Annotated in this window: 14 protein-coding genes; 12 read left to right on the plus strand and 2 right to left on the minus strand. The window is 67.5% G+C overall.

Annotated features, from left to right (window positions below; translation table 11 throughout):
* Positions 1-7 precede the first annotated feature (7 nt).
* Together ACFK0J_RS33365 and ACFK0J_RS33370 are read right to left on the minus strand one after the other, a co-directional pair.
* Entirely contained in the window at positions 8-1,282 is a 1,275-nt protein-coding gene (locus ACFK0J_RS33365) for a class I adenylate-forming enzyme family protein (RefSeq protein ID WP_378733683.1), read from the minus strand.
* 92 nt (positions 1,283-1,374) lie between these two features.
* Positions 1,375-2,169 (minus strand): enoyl-CoA hydratase/isomerase family protein, encoded by a 795-nt coding sequence (locus tag ACFK0J_RS33370; protein ID WP_378733684.1) that lies wholly within the window; start codon positions 2,167-2,169, stop codon positions 1,375-1,377.
* A 38-nt stretch (positions 2,170-2,207) separates the two neighbouring features.
* Between ACFK0J_RS33370 and ACFK0J_RS33375 the strand changes: the two genes are divergently transcribed.
* The 12 genes from ACFK0J_RS33375 to ACFK0J_RS33430 all read left to right on the plus strand — a co-directional run bounded on the left by ACFK0J_RS33375 (position 2,208) and on the right by ACFK0J_RS33430 (position 18,211).
* Positions 2,208-3,230 carry a glutathione S-transferase family protein gene (locus tag ACFK0J_RS33375; protein ID WP_378733685.1) on the plus strand — a complete coding sequence of 341 codons (1,023 nt, stop codon included), beginning with the start codon at positions 2,208-2,210 and terminating at the stop codon, positions 3,228-3,230.
* A 98-nt stretch (positions 3,231-3,328) separates the two neighbouring features.
* A complete protein-coding gene (locus tag ACFK0J_RS33380) occupies positions 3,329-4,060 on the plus strand; it encodes a hypothetical protein (protein ID WP_378733686.1) in 732 nt (243 codons plus the stop codon).
* Complete coding sequence (locus ACFK0J_RS33385; RefSeq protein ID WP_378733687.1) at positions 4,057-5,058, plus strand: ABC transporter ATP-binding protein; 1,002 nt, start codon at positions 4,057-4,059, stop codon at positions 5,056-5,058. The genes ACFK0J_RS33380 and ACFK0J_RS33385 overlap by 4 nt, the downstream gene beginning before the upstream one ends.
* Positions 5,055-5,837 (plus strand): ABC transporter permease, encoded by a 783-nt coding sequence (locus ACFK0J_RS33390; RefSeq protein WP_378733688.1) that lies wholly within the window; start codon positions 5,055-5,057, stop codon positions 5,835-5,837. The genes ACFK0J_RS33385 and ACFK0J_RS33390 overlap by 4 nt, the downstream gene beginning before the upstream one ends.
* A 132-nt stretch (positions 5,838-5,969) precedes the next feature.
* Positions 5,970-9,575, plus strand: coding sequence for an ABC transporter ATP-binding protein (locus tag ACFK0J_RS33395; RefSeq protein ID WP_378733689.1), 3,606 nt, complete (start codon positions 5,970-5,972; stop codon positions 9,573-9,575).
* Between the two features lie 159 nt (positions 9,576-9,734).
* The gene (locus ACFK0J_RS33400; RefSeq protein ID WP_378733690.1) at positions 9,735-13,508 is read left to right on the plus strand and encodes a multifunctional oxoglutarate decarboxylase/oxoglutarate dehydrogenase thiamine pyrophosphate-binding subunit/dihydrolipoyllysine-residue succinyltransferase subunit; all 3,774 of its coding nucleotides are present in this window, start codon (positions 9,735-9,737) and stop codon (positions 13,506-13,508) included.
* Positions 13,509-13,623: 115 nt separating this feature from the next.
* On the plus strand, positions 13,624-13,965 hold the full coding sequence (locus ACFK0J_RS33405; protein WP_378733691.1) for an ESX-1 secretion-associated protein: 342 nt from the start codon (positions 13,624-13,626) through the stop codon (positions 13,963-13,965).
* The gene (locus ACFK0J_RS33410; protein ID WP_378733692.1) at positions 13,962-14,261 is read left to right on the plus strand and encodes a WXG100 family type VII secretion target; all 300 of its coding nucleotides are present in this window, start codon (positions 13,962-13,964) and stop codon (positions 14,259-14,261) included. The genes ACFK0J_RS33405 and ACFK0J_RS33410 overlap by 4 nt, the downstream gene beginning before the upstream one ends.
* 3 nt (positions 14,262-14,264) lie before the next feature.
* Positions 14,265-15,755 carry a hypothetical protein gene (locus ACFK0J_RS33415; RefSeq protein ID WP_378733693.1) on the plus strand — a complete coding sequence of 497 codons (1,491 nt, stop codon included), beginning with the start codon at positions 14,265-14,267 and terminating at the stop codon, positions 15,753-15,755.
* Complete coding sequence (locus ACFK0J_RS33420) at positions 15,752-16,420, plus strand: pentapeptide repeat-containing protein (protein WP_378733694.1); 669 nt, start codon at positions 15,752-15,754, stop codon at positions 16,418-16,420. Before ACFK0J_RS33415 ends, ACFK0J_RS33420 begins: the two co-directional genes overlap by 4 nt.
* 191 nt (positions 16,421-16,611) lie before the next feature.
* Positions 16,612-17,853: a helix-turn-helix domain-containing protein gene (locus tag ACFK0J_RS33425; RefSeq protein WP_378733695.1), complete on the plus strand. Its 1,242-nt coding sequence runs from the start codon at positions 16,612-16,614 to the stop codon at positions 17,851-17,853.
* Between the two features lie 160 nt (positions 17,854-18,013).
* Positions 18,014-18,211, plus strand: a complete 198-nt coding sequence (locus tag ACFK0J_RS33430) for a hypothetical protein (protein ID WP_378733696.1) — start codon at positions 18,014-18,016, stop codon at positions 18,209-18,211.
* The last annotated feature ends 4 nt before the right edge of the window (positions 18,212-18,215 follow it).

Raw genomic sequence — 18,215 nt, forward strand, 5'->3', positions numbered from 1 at the left:
CGCAGGGTCATTCGTCCTGAGCGGGGCCTCGGCGCACCAGACCATCGGCGTCGATGGTGACCTGATCGCCGGTGTGGAACCAGGTTCCGGTGAAGCGGGCCGCGGTGGTGGTCGGGTCGTTCCAGTAGCGCGGGGAGACATTCGGGCCGCGGCACAGCAGTTCGCCGTGGCCGGTCTGCGCCTTCGGCCCCCACAGCGCCAATTCCGTTCCGCCGAACGGGAATCCGAGCACCGTGTCGGTGTCGACGGCGTGCTCCGACTCGGCCGCGTCGTCGACCGCGAGGCCGATGCCGCTGGTTTCGGTGGCGCCCCAGATGGACCACTGCCGGGCCGACGGGAACATCTCGCGCAATTCGGCGGCCAGGTCCGCGGGGGTGGCCGGGGCCGCGGCCCGTTCGGCCCGGTGCCCGGCCTTGCTGATTCGGGTGATGCCGTCGGTGCGCAAACCGCCGCCGCGTAACCCGTCGAGTTCGGGCAGCAGGCCCGCGAAGATTCGCGGCGTCGCCGACACCATGTCGATCCGTTCGGCCACAATGGCTTCCGCAAGCCCGCGGGTGTCCCTGGCGAGAACGACGGTGCCGCCGACCGCGAAGGTCGGTAACAGTTGATCGACGCAGCCGCTGGCATGGGCGAGCGGCAGCAACACCAGATTGCGCAGGCCGTCGGTCGGCAGATCGAGTGCGGCGACCACCGAACGTATTGCCGACAGCAGGTTTTCGTTGGTCAGCTCAACGCCCTTGGGCGCGGCCGTAGTACAGAGCGGGGTGCCGCTGGTATAGCTGAGCAGCGCCAGATCACCCAGTGCCGCACCGTCATCGATGAAGGCGGCGCCGTCGGGCAATTCGGCGCCGCGCGCGATTTCCCGGCCCAGCACGAAATCCGCACTGCTGTCGGCGATCACCCGCTCGGCCACCGCGTCCGGTAAGCCGTCGTGCACCAGCACGGGTACCGCACCGCTGAGCAGCGCACCGAGAAACGCCTGCACCCAGCGGACACCGGCGGGCATGTGCACGGCGACCCGGTCGCCGTAGCCGATGCCGTGCTCCTGCAACCCGCCCGCGATCCGGGAGGCCGAATGCCACAGCTCCCGGTAGGTGAGCCGCGCGCCGCCGACCTCGACCACGGCCTCGCGGGTGGAGAAGGCGTGCACCTGCAGGTCGAGTAGCTCGGTGAGCGCCGGCGTGAGGTTGCCGTAGCGCAACACTCCGTCGGCCCCGCGCGCCAGCGGGGTATCCCGGGCATGCGGACGTGACAAGGGGTATTCGACAAGCAACTGCGACATCCGTCCTCCGCGCGCCTCGAGTCAGCAGGCACTGCGACTATATGACGCGAGTCACATTTTAGCCGGGAGAGGCGGTGTACGTGTCCTAGCTGTCACCGCCCGGTGTAGCTCGCCTTCCCCGGACCGACCTCGAGGAAGCTGCGCACCGCGCCTTTGAGGTCCGCGGTGTCGAACAACGCGCCGGACACCTCCGGTGTCACCGAATCCGCGTGCGCCACACCACCGGAGCGCCACGCCTCGATGATCTTCTTGGTCGCCGCGTGCGCCACGGTCGGGCCCTGCGCCAGGCGGTGTGTCAATTCCCTTGCGGCAGTGTCGACATCGTCGTGCACGGCATTCACCACGCCCCACTCGGCCATGGTCGCCGCGGCGTAGAGATCGCCGGTCATCACGAATTCCCGTGCCCGGCCGGAGCCCGCGCGCTCGGCGAGCCGTTGCGGGCCGCCCATCGACGGCGTCAGTCCGACGACGGTCTCCACCAGACCGAACTTGGCCTTCGGCGCGGCCAGAATGATGTCGCAGGCCAGCGCGATCTCGAAGGCGGCGGTCAGGGTCAGGCCGTGCGCGGCGAACACCACCGGGCACGGCAGCGCCTCCACCGGGTGAATGATCTGCGCGAACAGGGTGCGCCACAGTTCGGCGCCCTGTTCGACCGACAACCCGTCGAAGACGTGCACGTCGACGCCGCCGGACACCAGTTTGCCTTCGGCGCGCAGCAGCACCGCGCGCGGCGGGTCGGCCGACAGTTCGGCGATGTCCTCGATCAGCGCGTCGAGCATCGCCCGGTCGAAGAGGTTCAGCGGCGGATGGGCCAGCGTCAGCGTCGCCACCTCCGCGCCGCCGTCGGTGATTTCCCGTTCCAGACGGGTGGCCTTCGTTTCAGTCATTTCGTCAGACTAGGTCCTCGATCTGCCAGACTGTTCGGGTGACCAAGTCGGTGGAAAGCGGTTCCTACGTCGAGCCCGGCGAGTTCAAGCGAGATACGAACTACATCACCACGCGGATCACGGCCGACGGCCGCGACGGTTACCCGGTCGAGCCGGGCCGCTACCGGCTGATCGCGGCCAGGGCCTGCCCATGGGCCAATCGCACGCTGATCGTGCGACGCCTGCTCGGGCTGGAGAGCGTGCTCTCGCTGGGGTTGTGTGGGCCGACGCACGACAAGCTGAGCTGGACCTTCGATCTCGATCCCGGCGGCGTAGACCCGGTACTCGGCATTCCCCGGCTGCGGGACGCGTATCTGGCCCGGTTTCCGGACTATCCGCGCGGCATCACGGTGCCCGCGGTCGTCGACGTGCCGACCGGGCAGGTGGTGACCAACGACTACGCCCAGCTGACGCTCGATTTCGCCACCGAGTGGACCGCGTTCCACCGGCCGGGCGCGCCGCAGTTGTATCCCGAGGCATTGCGCGCCGAGATCGATGAGGTGAACCAGGCGGTGTTCCGCGACGTCAACAACGGCGTCTACCGCTGTGGTTTCGCCGGATCGCAGGATGCCTACGAGGCCGCCTACGATCGGCTCTTCGGCCGCTTGGACTGGCTCTCGGAACGGCTTGCGGCGCAACGTTATCTGGTCGGCGACACGATCACCGAGGCGGACGTGCGGCTGTTCACCACGCTGGCGCGGTTCGATCCGGTGTATCACGGCCACTTCAAGTGCAACCGGTCCAAGTTGAGCGAGATGCCGGTGCTGTGGGCCTACGCCCGCGACCTCTACCAGACACCCGGTTTCGGCGACACCATCGACTTCGGGCAGATCAAAACGCACTACTACGTGGTGCACACCGACATAAACCCGACCGGGATCGTGCCCAAGGGACCGGATCTGATGAACTGGCTCACCCCGCACGGCCGGGAAACGTTGGGCGGCCGCCCATTCGGCGACGGCACCCCGCCGCCCCCACCGCCGCTGACCGAACGGGTGCCCGCGCTGCGCCAACCGGACTGATGGAACCGATCAGGCTGGGTACATCGTTGTCATGACGAGTTGGTGGTGGACTGTGTCCTACAGTTCAACCAGCAGACCGGAAGAGGAGGGTGCCGCCGATGGTTAAAGGCGCGTTCGAGAAGACGGTGGTCCAGCTACTCGATACGGGGTCTCGCCTGCAGGCACCCGCGGTCGCCAAGTATGTCGACCGAATTCGGCGCTCCCACCCGTCGGAGAGTCCCGCGCAGATCATCGAGCGCCTGGAAAAGCAGTACCTGCTCGCGGTGACCGGCAGCGGCAGCGCCGTCGGCGCGACGGCGGCGGTGCCCGGCGTCGGCACGGTCGCGGCGATCGCCGCGGTCAGCGCGGAGACCACGTTCTTCATGGAGGCCTCGGCCGTGTTCACCCTCGCGGTCGCGGCGGTGCACGGCATCTCGCCGGAGGACCGGGAGCAGCGCAGGGCGCTGGTGCTCGCCGTTGTCCTCGGCGAGGGCGGGATGGAGATCGTCCAGAAGACCGTCGGCACCTCGGCGAAGAACTGGGGCACGGTGTTCGCCAATCGGATCCCCGGGCTCTCCTCCATGAACGACTCGCTGCTCAAGCGGTTCATCATTCGGTTCATCACCCGCCGCGCCGCGCTGATGGCGGGCAAGGTGGTGCCCGCCGGTATCGGTGCGGTGATCGGCGGCGTCGGCAACCGGGCGATGGGCAAGACCACGATCAAGAACGCGCGCGAGGCGTTCGGGCCGCCACCGGTGGTCTGGCCCGCCGACCGGCACCTCATCGTCGACGCCGAACCGTTCACCGCGATCGACCCGACGAAGCCCCAATCGCCCACCACGCCACAGTGACCGCGGTGCGTCCGCTCGCCTTCTCCGTCCGAGCCCTGACCAAGCGATACGGTCTGGTTTCCGCCGTCGAGAACGTGAGTTTCACGGTTGCGTCCGGCAGCACCGCCGCCCTGGTCGGGCCGCGGGGTGCGGGCAAGACGACCATCGCCCGGACCCTGCTCGGACTGCTCGAACCGACCTCGGGGACGGCGGCGGTCGCCGGGCCCGGGTCGAGTCGGGCTCGCGGTGACAGTGCCGAACGGGACGTCAGCTCGGCCCGCATCGTCGGCGGGGTGCTCGCGCCGCGCGGACTGCATCCGAGCCGGACCGCGCGCGACCACCTGAAGGTGTACGCGGCGGCGGTCGGGGTGCCGGACGCACGGGTCGCGGAGGCGCTCGAGCTCGTCGGGCTCACCGAGGCAGCGGGGACGAAGGGCGGCGCTTTGTCGGCCGGGCAGCAGACTCGGCTGGCACTGGCGACGGCCGTGCTCGGCGATCCGCCGCTGCTGATCCTGGACGAACCGATGGATGGCCTCGACGCCGCGGAAGGTGGCTGGCTGCAAGACTTTCTGCGCAGGCACACCGCCCGCGGCGGCAGTGCATTGCTGACCAGCGAGAGCCTCGCGGCGGTACTGCCCGGCGCGGACCAGGTGATCGTGCTGAACGAGGGCGCGGTGGTGTATCAGGGCAGCCCGGCCCGGTTGCGGCGCGGTCATCCCGATCGGCTCGTCGTCGCGGCCTCCACCCCCATCGCGCTGGCGACCACACTGGCCGCGCGCGGGTTCATCGACGCGGTGATCCGGCCGGACGGTCGGCTGGCGGTGGCCGAGGCGACCGAAGCCGATATCCGGGACGCCGCGGCGGCGGCGCAGGTGCGGGTGGACAGCATCATCCCCGACCTGATCCATCCCGACCGCGTGCTGGCCTCACTGACCAGACCTCCGAGTCCGGCGCCCTACCCCGGCCTCGCCGGGCCAGCCCACCATCCGACGCCGATGCCCTACGGGATTCCACGATGATCACGCTGCTGCCGCCGGACCTCGTGCCCTCCGTCAACTCGGAGGTTCGCAAGGTCACCACGCTGCCGGCGCACCGAATTCTCGTCGGGGTGCCGCTGGTGGTCGCGCTCGTCGCGAGCATGGCCACCGCGATCATGGCGGGTGAGGCCGATCCCAAGGGTCAACCCGTCACCGGCACCGCGACGGTCGGCCTGTACGTCGGCTTCGCCGTGGCGATCCTGGCGGCCGCTGTGTTCGGCGCGATCGGCAGCGGCGCCGAGTACCGCCACCACACCATGCCGATGACCGCGCTGTTCACCGCGGACCGCGACCGGCTCGCCGCCGCGAAACTGCTCGTCACCGGCGTGTTCGCGGTGGCGGCCGCACTCGCCGTCGAGCTGGTTTCGCTGCTGGCGCTCTTCGCTTTCGGCCGCGGCAAATTCGACTTCGGCCTGGATCTGCTGGCCGTCCTCGGCGGCGGACTGTTCGCCGCGCTCTGCTGGTCGTTGATCGGCGCGGGACTCGGCCTGCTGCTGCGGTCGTCGTCGACCGCGATCACCGCCGTCCTCGGCTGGCTCGTCGTCGTCGAGCCGCTGCTGTGGCTGGTCGCGCACGGGGTCGGCGTCAGCGGCTTCGTCACCCTCTTCCCCGGCTCCGCCACCGTCAGCACCGTCGCCGTCGGGTCCTACCCCGACAGCGACTTCCTCGCCCCCACGCCCGCCGCGATCGTCGTCCTGCTGCTGTGGACCATCGGCATCGGCGGCGCGGCTTGGTGGAACCTGCGCCAGCGCGACCTCTGAGACGGCGCGGGCGCTGGTCCCCTCGCGGAACAAACGGCGTGTCGGTGAGCGTCGTTATGGTCGATGGGTGTGGCGTGGGCAGGTGAGAGGGGCAAGCTGACGAACTCGGGCGCGGGGGGTCGAGCGGGGTGGATGCGCAGGCTGTGGGCCGAGAGTCGGCTACACGGCAGAACGCTGGTAGGTATCGCGGTCGCGTTGGTCGTCGGGGCTTTGGTCGAGGTCGCGGGCCCATTGCTCACCAAACGGGCCGTCGATGCGGCGGGAGTCGGTGATACCGAGGTGATCGGGACCGTTGCCGCGCTGCTCGCGCTGCTGGCGGTGGGCCGGTTCGTCGCCGCGTTCGGACGGCGGCTGCTGGCCGGGCGGTTGGCGCTGGACGTGCAGCACTCGCTGCGGCTGGACATTCTCGGGTCGCTGCAGAAATTGGACGGGGCCGGACAGGACGCGCTGCGGACCGGACAGGTGGTCTCCCGCTCGATCACCGATCTGCAACTGGTGCAGGGATTGCTGGCGATGGTGCCGCTCTCCGGGATGGCGTTGCTGCAATTTCTGCTGGCCGCCGCGGTGATGGTGTGGTTGTCGCCGCCGCTCGCGGCGGTAGCGCTGCTGGTGGTGCCCGCGATCGCGGTGGTGGTGTATCGGATGCGGCCCCGGCTGTACGCGGCGACCTGGTCGGCGCAGCAGCGGGCCGCGGAGGTCGCCCAGCACGTCGAGGAGACGGTCACCGGCGTGCGGGTGGTGAAGGGGTTCGGGCAGGAAGCGCGGATGGTCGAACTGCTGGAACGGCAGGGTCGCACGCTCTACGCCGAACGGATGCGCGCGGCGGCCATCGACTCACGGTTCGCGCCGAGTCTGTCGGCGATCCCGCAAGCCGGGCTGGTCGCGGTGATCGCGCTCGGCGGACTGCTCGCGGTGCACGGCGTGATCGGCATCGGCACCTTCCTCGCATTCGCCGCCTACGTCGCCACCATGACCGCGACGACCCGAACCATGGCGTCGGTGGTGATCATGGCGCAGCTGACCCGCGCGGCTGCCGAACGGGTGTACCAGGTGATCGACACTGCCCCGGTGGTGGCGGATCCGGCGACGCCGGTCGAGTTGCCGGACGGCCCGCTCGGCGTCGAAATGGATTCGGTCACCTTCGGTTTCGATCCCGATCAGCCGATTCTGCGCGAGCTGGACTTGCGGATCAGACCCGGCGAGACGGTCGCGATCATCGGCCCCGCGGGCTCCGGCAAATCCACGCTTTCGCTGCTGCTCCCCCGCTTCTACGCGCCCGACTCCGGCAACATCCGCCTGTTCGGTTCCGAAACCCCCGGCACCCAACCTGTTTCGGTAGACATCGCGGATGTCCGCGCGACGGACCTCCGCGCGGCGATCGGTGTCGTCTTCGACGATCCATTCCTGTTCTCCGACTCCATCGCCGCCAATATCGCGCTCGGCCGACCGGATGCCACCGACGCCGAGATTCGGCAAGCCGCGAAGTCCGCCGCGGCGGACGACTTCATCGCCGAACTGCCGGACGGCTACGACACGGTGGTCGGCGAGCGGGGACTGACGCTGTCCGGTGGGCAGCGCCAACGCATCGCGCTGGCCAGGGCGCTGCTGGCCCGGCCGCGCATTCTGGTGCTCGACGATGCCACGTCCGCGGTGGACGCGGTCACCGAAGCGGCGATCTTCGGCGCACTGCCCGACGACGGCGGGCGCACCACGCTGATCCTGGCGCACCGGGAATCCACGCTCGCCCACGCGGACCGGGTGATTCGTCTGCCCGCGCCCGCCGGGCACGTGCCGATCGCCGATACCCCGATCGCCCGGCCGGTACCGGCTCGGCTCGGCGGCGGTCCGGGCAGCGCGGCGGCGGACCTGAGCGAGACGCCGGAGCTGCGCCGCACCATCGAACGCCTGCCACCCGCCACCGAGCAACCCGGCCTGGACGAGCGACGAATTCGCCTGCCCGACCCGGAATTCCGGTTCCTGAGGATGTTGCGGCCGGTCCGCTGGCTGGTACTGGCCGTGATCACGCTGCTCGCATTGGACGCGATCATCGGCATCGCCTTCCCACCGCTGGTGCGCTACGCCATCGATACCGGCGTGCTCGGCGACCAGCCCTCGGCCCTCGGCCGCGCGGCGGTGTTCGGCGCGGTGCTGGTGGCGGCGGGCTGGGCGGTCGGCGCGGCGACCACGGTGCTGACCTCGCGCACCGGTGAACGTGTGCTCTACGCCCTGCGCGTGCGCAGCTTCGCCCACCTGCAACGGCTCGGCCTCGACTACTACGAGCGCGAACTCTCCGGCCGGATCATGACCCGGATGACCACGGACATCGACGCGCTGTCCACCTTCCTGCAGACCGGCGTCGCGACCACCCTGATCGGCGGGCTGACCCTGGTCGGCATCGCGGTGGCGCTGCTGGTCATCGATGCCTCGCTGGCGGCGGTGGTGTTGGTGGCGCTGCCGGTGCTGCTGCTCGCGACGGCGTTGTTCCGGCGGGTGTCGTCCACCGCCTATACGGTGTCGCGCGAACATGTTTCGGCGGTCAACGCGGACTTCCAGGAGAACGTCAGCGGCCTGCGCGCCGTGCAGGCCAACCGGCACGAGCCGCGCTCGGCCCGCCGCTTCGGCGAATACTCCCAGCGCTACCGCAACAGCAGGATGCGCGCGCAACGGGCCATCGCGACCTACTTCGCCTTCGTGATCGCCTGGGCCGATCTGGCGCTGGCCGCGGTGGTGTTCGTCGGCGCCCGCGAGGTGGCGAGCGGCCGCACGACCGCGGGCACATTGATCGCCTTCGTGCTGTACCTACAGCTGCTGTTCGGGCCGATCCTGCAGCTGTCCCAGGTGTTCGACGGCTACCAGCAGGCCAGGGTCGGCCTGCGGCGGATCGGCGAACTGCTGCGTACGCCCTCCTCCATCGGCGCCGACGCGCCGGACGCCCGGTCGATCGACAACGGCCTGCGCGGCGAGGTCACCGTCGACAATGTACGATTCCACTATCCGCGCAGCGAGGTTCGCGCCCTCGACGGCGTATCGCTGCACATCCCACCCGGTTCGACCCTCGCGCTGGTCGGCCCCACCGGCGCGGGCAAGTCGACCATCGTCAAGCTGCTGGCCCGCCTGTACGACCTGCCACCGGATGGAACCGGTGCCATCCTCGTCGACGACATCGACATCCGTGACTACCGTCTCACCGACTACCGCGCCCGGCTCGGCATCGTCCCGCAGGAAGCTCATTTGTTCAGCGGTGACGTCGCCGGCAATATCGCGTTCGGGAAACCTTCCGCGACCGAAGCCGACATCGCCGAAGCGGCTGCGGCCGTCGGCGCGACCGACATGATCGCCGCACTTCCGCTCGGTATGCGCCAGCCGGTCGGCGAACGCGGGCGCGGCCTGTCCGCGGGTCAGCGCCAACTGATCGCGCTGGCTCGCGCCGAACTTGTGCGCCCCGACTTGTTACTGCTCGACGAGGCCACGGCTACGCTCGACCCGGACGCCGAGGCAGCGGTGCTGGCAGCGAGTCGATCATTGACCCGCGGCCGGACCACCGTCCTCGTCGCACACCGGCTCGGTACGGCGGCGCGGGCCGATCGGATCGCCGTCGTCGAGTACGGCCGGATCGCCGAAATCGGCACCCACGCCGAGTTGCTTGCCGCCGGCGGCGGGTATGCCCGACTGTGGGCAGCGGCACGGGAAACCGGGGGAATATTCTCGGTAACGGACAAGTCGTCTTCTATGAGGTGAGGTTTGTCGGGTGGTCAGTCGCTCCGTCGGTTTGCTGCTGGGCCTATCCTCAGATAGGGCGCATCGGCGCGCATCCGCTGATGCTGGTCCTTTCGAGCGACCTGCAAGCAGTCGCTACGGAGTGCCGGGCACGTCACAAACGTCGCAGCGCGAAATGAAATGAGGCGAACACCTGCTGTGAGCAGCTCAACTTCCCAGTTCGGACAGAACCAGTGGCTAGTCGATGAGATGTATCAGAAGTTCAAACAGGATCCATCTTCGGTCGATGAGAGTTGGCACGAGTTCCTCGCCGATTACACGCCCGAAGCCACGGGTGATTCCGGTAACAGCCAGGCCGCTCCGGCCGCTCCCGCGCAGGCGCCGAACCCGGCTCCGGCTCCCGCGTCGGTGAACTCGGCCCCCAAGGCCGCCGCCCCCGCACCGGCCAAGGCCGCGGCGCCCGCGAAGGCACCGGCGCCGGCTCCGGCCAAGACCACCGCGCGCGCGCCGCAGACCACGCCCGCGCCGACCTCCAACGCGGCGCCCACCTCTGGTGGCCCGAAGACCGACAACGCGGCCGACGAAGCCAAGGTGCTGCGTGGCGCCGCGGCCGCGGTGGCCAAGAACATGGCCGCGTCGCTGACCATCCCGACCGCGACCAGCGTGCGCGCCATCCCGGCGAAGCTGATGATCGACAACCGGTTGGTCATCAACAACCACCTGGCCCGCACGCGCGGCGGCAAGATCTCGTTCACCCACCTGCTCGGTTACGCGATCGTGCAGGCGGTCAAGTCGTTCCCGAACATGAACCGGCACTTCGCCGAGATCGACGGCAAGCCGAACGCGATCACCCCCGCGCACACCAACCTCGGCCTCGCCATCGACCTGCCAGGCAAGGACGGCAGCCGGTCGCTGGTCGTCGCGGCCATCAAGGGCACCGAGGCGATGACCTTCGGTCAGTTCCACACCGCCTACGAGGACATCGTCCGCCGCGCCCGCGACGCCAAGCTGACCGCCGACGACTTCAGCGGCGTCACCATCTCGCTCACCAACCCCGGCACCATCGGCACCGTGCACTCGGTGCCCCGCCTCATGCCGGGACAGGGCGCCATCATCGGCGCGGGCGCGATGGAGTACCCGGCCGAGTTCCAGGGCATGAGCGACGAGCGCATCGCCGATATCGGCGTCGGCAAGCTGATGACGCTGACCTCCACCTACGACCACCGCATCATCCAGGGCGCGGAGTCCGGCGACTTCCTGCGCACCATCCACAACCTGCTGATCTCCGACGAGTTCTACGACGAGATCTTCCACGGCCTCGGCGTGCCGTACGAGCCGGTGCGCTGGCGCAAGGACATTCGGGAACGCGGCGTCGACAAGAGCACCCGCGTGCTGGAGATGATCGCGGCCTACCGCAACCGCGGCCACCTGATGGCGGACACCGATCCGCTGCGCCTGGTCAAGGACAAGTTCCGCAGCCACCCCGACCTCGACGTCACCCAGCACGGCCTGACACTGTGGGACCTGGACCGCACCTTCAATGTCGGCGGCTTCCACGGCCAGGACCAGATGAAGCTGCGCGAGGTCCTCTCGGTGCTGCGCGACGCCTACTGTCGCCACGTCGGTGTGGAGTACACCCACATCCTGGAAACCGAACAGCTGCAGTGGATCCAGGAACGGGTCGAGCAGAAGCACGTCAAACCGACTGTCGCCCAGCAGAAGTACATCCTGAACCGGCTGAACGCGGCGGAGGCCTTCGAGACCTTCCTGCAGACCAAGTACGTCGGGCAGAAGCGCTTCTCGCTGGAAGGCGCCGAAGCCGTCATCCCGATGATGGACGCGACCATCGACCAGTGCGCCGAGCACGGGCTCGACGAGGTCGTCATCGGCATGCCGCACCGCGGCCGGCTGAACGTGCTGGCCAACATCGTCGGCAAGCCGTACTCGAAGATCTTCACCGAGTTCGAGGGCAACATGAACCCGGCCGGTGCGCACGGCTCCGGCGACGTGAAGTACCACCTCGGCGCGCACGGCACCTACCTGCAGATGTTCGGCGACAACGAGATCGAGGTCTCGCTGACCGCCAACCCGTCGCACCTGGAGGCGGTCGACCCGGTCCTGGAGGGCCTGGTCCGCGCCAAGCAGGACCTGCTGGACAAGGGCGACGGCCCGGAGGGCTACTCCGTCATGCCGTTGATGCTGCACGGTGACGCCGCGTTCGCGGGTCAGGGTGTGGTCGCCGAGACGCTGAACATGTCCGGCCTGCGCGGCTACCGGGTCGGCGGCACCATCCACATCGTGGTGAACAACCAGATCGGCTTCACCACCGCTCCGGAGAACAGCCGCTCCACCGAATACTCCACCGACATCGCGAAGTTCATCGGCGCGCCGATCTTCCACGTGAACGGCGACGACCCGGAAGCCTGCGACTGGGTGGCCCGGCTCGCGGTCGACTTCCGGCAGAAGTTCCGCAAGGACGTCGTGATCGACATGGTCTGCTACCGGCGCCGTGGCCACAACGAGGGCGACGACCCGTCGATGACCCAGCCGTCGATGTACGACGTCATCGACACCAAGCGCTCGGTGCGCAAGGCCTACACCGAGAGCCTGATCGGCCGTGGCGACATCTCGCTGAAAGAGGCCGAGGACGCGCTGCGCGACTACCAGGGCCAGCTGGAACGGGTCTTCAACGAGGTCCGCGAGCTGGAGAAGTACACGCCGGAACCGAGCGAGTCGGTCGAGGACGACCAGCGGGTGCCGACCACCGTGCAGACGGCCGTGGACAAGGCGGTGCTGCAACGCATCGGCGACGCGTTCCTGAACGTGCCCGACGGCTTCAACGTGCACCCGCGCGTCAAGCCGGTGCTGGAGAAGCGCCGCGAAATGGCCTACGAGGGCAAGGTCGACTGGGCCTTCGCCGAGCTGATGGCCTTCGGCACGCTGATCGACGAGGGTCGCGCGGTGCGGCTGACCGGTCAGGACTCCCGGCGCGGCACCTTCACCCAGCGGCACGCGGTGATCATCGACCGGAAGACCGCCGAGGAGTACACCCCGCTGCACAACATCGGCAGCACCAACCCCGGTTGGTTCGCGGTGCACGATTCGGCGCTGAGCGAATACGCCGCCGTCGGCTTCGAATACGGCTACTCGCTGGGCAACCCGAACGCACTCGTGTTGTGGGAGGCGCAGTTCGGTGACTTCGTCAACGGCGCGCAGTCCATCATCGACGAGTTCATTTCCTCCGGTGAGGCCAAGTGGGGCCAGCTCTCCGACGTCGTGCTGCTGCTGCCGCACGGCCACGAGGGTCAGGGTCCGGACCACACCTCCGGCCGGATCGAGCGGTTCCTGCAGCTGTGCGCCGAGGGCTCGATGACGGTCGCCGTGCCGTCCACCCCGGCGAACTACTTCCACCTGCTGCGCCGCCACGCACTGGACGGCATCCGCCGCCCGCTGATCGTCTTCACCCCGAAGTCGATGCTGCGCAACAAGGCCGTCGTGTCGGATCTGAAGGACTTCACCGAGAGCAAGTTCCGCTCGGTGTTCGACGAGCCCGCCTACGAGCAGGGCATCGGCGACCGCAGCAAGGTCAAGCGGATCCTGATGACCAGCGGCAAGCTCTACTACGAGCTGGCCGCGGAGAAGGCCAAGCAGAAGCGCGAGGACGTCGCGATCGTGCGGATCGAGCAGCTCTACCCGCTGCCCACCTACCGCCTGAACGAGTCGCTCGACCGCTACCCCAACGCGACCGACATCGCGTGGGTCCAGGAGGAACCGGCCAACCAGGGCGCCTGGCCCTTCTTCGGCCTCAACCTTCCCGAGGTGCTGCCCGACCGCCTCGGCAAACTGCGCCGGATCTCCCGTCGCGCCATGTCGGCCCCCTCCTCGGGGTCCAGCAAGGTGCACGCGGTGGAGCAGGCGGAGATCGTCGCCGAAGCTTTCGAGCCGACCAGCTAGTCCCTAGTTGACCCGAACGCCGGGTCGGATCCGCTCCTGGGTGAGCGGATCCGACCCGGCGTTCGGCGTTTTCCGAGGTCGACAGTGCTGAGGGCGGTCACTAGAATTCGTCGGCATGAGCGACGGGGGGACGCCGGTGGTTCCGGGACAGCAGCTCACGGTCGTCCCCGAGCAGGTGCGCGACGTCGGCAGGTACGTCTACGAGTTGGCCGAGGCGCTGCGCTCGGCATTGGATTCCGCGGCCAAGGACGTGGACGCGCTGACCAACGGCAGTTGGACCGGTGACTCCGCCACCGAGTTCGCCAACGGCTGGACCGACGTCCGCGACGGCGGCACTCGGATCATGTCCGCATTGACCGGCATGGCGGAGAAACTCGGCGTCACCGCCGACACCTATCAATCCCGCGACTCGAACAACGCGACCGCACTGAACACGTCCAGCCTGGATCTGCCATGAGCTCCGAATTCTCGGTCGACCTCGAACACCTCGACCAGATCGTGGCTCGGCTCGCCGGACTTGCCGGGTTCGTCGCCGAGCACCTCGATGAAATCGACGACAAGGTGGCGACGCTGCATGGGACCGGATGGGAAAGCGTTGCCGCCCAAGCATATGCCGACGCCCATCGCGGCTGGGCTACCGGCGCACGCGAATTCGTCGAAGGTGTGCGCGAGATGAGTGACGCGGCCCGCCAGGCGCACACGCGCTATACCCGCGCGATCGCCATCAACAACAAGATGTTGGAAGGGGGTTGAGCCGTGCGCATCGATTGGCAGACCTACTACAACGCCGCCGAGAAATGCCACGCCCTCGCCGCCGACCTGCGCCGCGCGGACAAGCCCGTCCACGATGCCGTCAAAGGTGAGTGCGCCGGCATGGCCGGTGACGCACCCGGCTGCAAGCAGTGGGGTGAAACCTACGACCGCACCGCCCGAGACACGATGCAGTCGTGCACGAACCTGGCCGACGCGCTCACCAACTTCGGTTATGTGCTGTATGCGACCGGCTACAACTACGGCATCAACAACAAGAGCAATCCACCCCCGCCTCGCCCCGACGTTCGCGAGATGACCCAACACCAGGTCACGATCCCGACCTCGGTGCGCGACAACGGGATCGGCATCGAACGCCACAGTGGGGTTCAGGAACTCTTCGACATGCTGGTCGCGGAAATCCTGGAAAAGTTCGGCAAACTCCCGAACGGCGATGTGAAGAAGCTCGACAAGGCGGCGTCCACCTGGCAGACCTTCGCCAACCACGAAACAGTCACCGGTGCCGCAACCCAGATCACCTCGATTATCGGCCTGTTCGACAACATCGACGACAAAACAAACCTGCCGCCGATCCTCAACCACCTCGAAACCCTGCGTAATGGTGCGGGCCAGGTCGCCGCCGCATCCCAGAACCTGGCCGGACCAGTCGCGGACTATCACGCCGGAACAGTCGCGGTACGCGGAGACATCGAATCGGCGATCACCACCGCCGAGTGGGCGATCGGTCTCACCGTGGTCGCCGCTGCCGCCGCAGCCTTTTTCACCTTCGGCGGCAGCGCCGCCGCCGGAGCCGGTGGTGTCGGCGTCATCGTCACCAACACGATCAACACCATCCGCACCGTCTACCAGGGCAGCAATCTCCTCAAAGCGGTCGGCCTCGCCACCGCCGCCGCCGGAGCCGTCGGCGTCATCAAATCCTTCGACAACGTCCCCGACCTCGGCAGCACCCTCACCGCCCTCGGCAGCATAATCGCGATGCGCGTGCTGATCGATGATGAGGGCGAGGCAGCCGGTCCGGCAAACTCAGCCAATACTCCCGGAAGTACGGAGTACCAAAGGCGACTCGACGAACTGGCGAAAGACCCCGCTAAGAACGGGGCATCGAGCCCACAGTCCAGGAGAGAGGCAGAAGTCGGACTGCAGGCCGAACATGACGGCGCGATCCCTGGTCCGATAACCAGGGCACAGCCGGGCCCGAACGGCGAGGACCAAGGCGAGTTCATAGATTCCAAGAACGAACGATGGGACGTGAAAAGCTCGCCCGACTCGCATCCGAGTTACCGGCCGGAGGCGGGCAAACCGATCCCTAACCCGCAGACAGACGAGGCATTCACTAGAATGGTGGACAAGGATATCGCTACCGGCGAGAAAGTGCTGCTCGATCCTGACGGCATGTCACCTGCCCGCCGAGCCCATCTCGAGCAGTTGGTGGCAAACAATCCGAACTGGCAGGGAAAGGTAGTTTGGGGTCGATGACCAGAGTATACGGGCGGTCGCGCGAGAGCGTGGTCAAATGGCCGGATGACGCGAAAGCGCGTGAGGTTCTAGAACGATACCTGGACAGACTTTCAATAGATCCCCCATCATCACTGTCGGACAGTTCCCTGCTGGCCGCTGACGGCATGGACTTTACCGGTGCCGACCTTTCGGGCCTCCAACTGCAAGAGGCTGCGCTCAACGAAGCCGACTTGACCAATATTCGAGCGGTGGAAGCCGACCTGTATGGGGTTTGGATGATGTCGGCGAACATCACCCATGCCGACCTGACACGATCGGACCTGCGGAAAATCGAAGCACGGGGATGCAAGGCGTTTAATGCAATCCTGCGTTCCGCAGAGTTACAGGCGGCCGTATTCGAGGATGGCGATTTCCGGCAAGCCGACTTACACGGGGCCAATCTTTATGACGCCAGTTTCGCCGGGTCAGACCTGCGCTATGCAGACCTTCGCGAATGTCGATTCGGGTGGACTGATTTTTCTAATTGCCGATTCGGCGGCAGTGCCGTGGCGGGAGCCAAGGGCATGATCCTTGGTTCGATTGATGTCGGCATCGATACCCCCGCCATTCTTGCCGGCGCCGAATTGCAGTCTTGGTTCGATGCGCAGGACGCACCAGAGGTTAAGGTCCACGTTCCCCAGTAAGCAACTCATCGGACGTCCTCGTGTGCCCACGCAGGACCGATTGCTCAGGACTTCGCGCGGTGCTAGCAATCGGGATCGCGTTTGCCGTTGCCTGCCGAATAGATCGGTACAAGAAGTATTCGGCTAGCTGCGGCCTACGCTGGCGTGTGCGCGTCGAGAATCCGAGTGGCAAGCACGATCCGAGGTGACCGATGATTGATGATCTCGCCGGGAAGCGGACTGGGGAGCGGATTCAAGTTCTGCGGGAGCGCAAGGGGCTCAGTCGGCCGGTGCTGGCTGGGTTGGTCGGGATGTCTGCTTCCTGGTTGAAGGGGATCGAGCGGGGGACACGGTTGCCGCCTCGGTTGCCTTTGCTGGTCAAGTTGGCTGAAGCGTTGGCTGTGGGTGATGTGGCTGTGCTTGCCGGAGTCGATATGGACCTCGGGGGTTCGACTTCGGTGCCGATCGCGTCGTTTGCGCGAGTGCCGCATGATGCGGTTCCCGCTATTCGCGAGGCGGTGCGTGATTCACTGCTGGTTGTTCCCCCCCATCGCGTCGATGTTGCCGCGCTGGCCGGAAGGACAGCGGATGCGTGGCAGCTCTGGCATCAATCGAAGACACACCGCACGGATGTCGGTCGCATATTGCCGCGGCTTGTCCTCGATGCACGGATCGCTGCCCGGCTCACGGAGGGTACGGACAGGCGGGCCGCGTATGCGGTGTTGGCGGATGTCTACGCCCTGGTGCAGCACGAAATCGTTTGGGCGAGTGAGTCGGAACTGCTGTGGACGGCTGCCGATCGGGCGATGCTCGCGGCGCAAGAAGCCGACGAGCCGGTCGCCTTGGCTGGTGCGGCCTGGACGCTCGGCATGGTGCAACGCTCGGGCGGGGACACGGAGGGTGCACTGTCCCTGGTGCGGGATGCGGCAGCGCTACTCGAACCGCAGCTGGCGAATGCGGGCGACGATGCGCGCGGAATGTACGGCGCGCTCCAGCTACACGCGGCGATCACCGCCGCCCAAGCTGGCCGGGAAGGTGACGCGTGGCGGCACTGGGACGAAGCAGAAGACACGGCGAAACGGCTCGGAAAGAACTACCACCATCCGTGGACCATGTTCGGAGCAGCCAACGTCGAGCTGCACGGGGTCACCATCGCAGCTGATCTGTCCAAAGCGTCCGACGCTCGTCACCGTGCCGAGGACATCGACCCCGACGAGATCCCCAGCAGAGAGCGCCGGGGTCGACTAGGTGTCGAGATTGCTCGCACCTATCACCAGCGCCGCGACTATCCTGCCATGCTGCATTGGCTCGAACAGGCCTACCAGACCTCCGCCGATTCCGTGCACTACTCCCCGTCTGCGCGACAGATGATCACCGACGCAGTCGATAAGGGCGGCGCGCTCATCAGCCGCAGAGCGCGGTTGATGGCCGGCAGTGTCGGTCTGACTCGTTGAGCAGCGGGCGCGCAGTGCACCCCCACCTCGCCAGCCGCACAACGCGGCCCTGCCGACCGCCCCACCGATGAATGCTGATGCGGCCTCGACAAGAGGCGGGCCCAACTTCGAAACTCCTTCCGGGGCAGGGCCCTTCCCCTTATGCCCGGAGGTCCCCGCCATGGCTGACTTTCCCGAACTCCCCCCGACAGACCACAGTGTTCCGGCAGACGGCCTGACCATCGAAGCGGCGCACGTGGTGATGCAATCGCACATCGATTGCCCCATCACGGCTTGTCCGATCAAGCTCTTCGCCAAGACGCTTCTGGTACGGCATGGGCGGCTGCGTCCGGCTGAGCGGCCGAAGTTCGGGTTCTGAAAAC

This window comes from Nocardia brasiliensis, from assembly GCF_042691675.1.
GTDB classification, from domain to species: Bacteria; Actinomycetota; Actinomycetes; order Mycobacteriales; family Mycobacteriaceae; genus Nocardia; species Nocardia brasiliensis_D.